The sequence below is a fragment of the Microvirga tunisiensis genome, from assembly GCF_009296175.1.
Taxonomy (GTDB): domain Bacteria; phylum Pseudomonadota; class Alphaproteobacteria; order Rhizobiales; family Beijerinckiaceae; genus Microvirga; species Microvirga tunisiensis.
The window spans coordinates 1-966 of record NZ_VOSK01000860.1; the positions used below are offsets into that span (position 1 = coordinate 1).

The window sequence follows — 966 nt, forward strand, 5'->3', positions numbered from 1 at the left end:
CCTAATGGCATGGACCGGCCGTGCTCCCGGGTGGAGCATGGGGGCACGGGATTGTCCCGCAGCGAAGGAGCCATGTCATGACACAGCAGACCGCGACTGAGGCCATCGCCACCATCGGCATCGACCTGGGCAAGACCACCTTCCACCTGATCGGCATGGATGCCCGCGGCAGGATCGTGCTGCGCCGGAAGGTCTCGCGCGGGCAGCTGCTGCCCTGCCTGGCCAATGTGCCGGCCTGCCTGATCGGCATGGAGGCTTGCGCAGGCGCCCATCACGTCGGGCGTCAGCTCGCCGCTCTGGGCCATGACGTCCACCTGCTGCCGGCCCAGTATGTCAAACCGTTTCTCAAGGGGCACAAGAACGATTACCGCGATGCCGAGGCCATCGCCGAGGCGGCGCAACGGCCCACCATGCGCCCGGTGCCCCTGAAGTCGGCGGAGCAGCTCGATCTGCAAGCTCTCCACCGGGTGCGGCAGCGGCTGATCGGGCAACGCACGGCTGTCATCAACCAGATCCGCGGCTTCCTGCTCGAATGCGGCGTCCCAGTGAGAAAGGGGCCTGCCGGCTTGCGCGAGGCCCTACCCACCCTTTTGGCCCACCGCACGGACGTGCTCTCGCCGCGCATGATCCACCTGATCGAGGATCTGGCGGGGGATTGGCGGCACCTCGAGGAGCGGATCGAGACGCTGACCCGGGACATCACGGCCCTGGCCCGGCAGGATGGGGGCTGCCGCCGGCTGATGGGCATCCCAGGCGTCGGCGTGATTACTGCCAGCGCCATGGTGGCGGCGGTGGGAACCGGAGCCGCCTTTGCCAAGGGGCGTGACTTTGCCGCCTGGCTCGGTTTGGTGCCCAAGCAGATCTCGACTGGCAATCGCACCATCCTGGGTGGTCTCTCCAAGCGTGGGAACCGCTACTTGCGCACGCTGTTTGTCAGCGGCGCACAAGTTCTCCTGCAACACCCAG

Annotated in this window: 1 protein-coding gene; it reads left to right on the forward strand. The window is 67.2% G+C overall.

What is annotated here, in order from left to right:
* Positions 1 to 77: 77 nt before the first annotated feature.
* The coding region (locus FS320_RS44160; protein ID WP_152718754.1) for an IS110 family RNA-guided transposase at positions 78 to 966 on the forward strand (889 nt) is incomplete at its 3' end.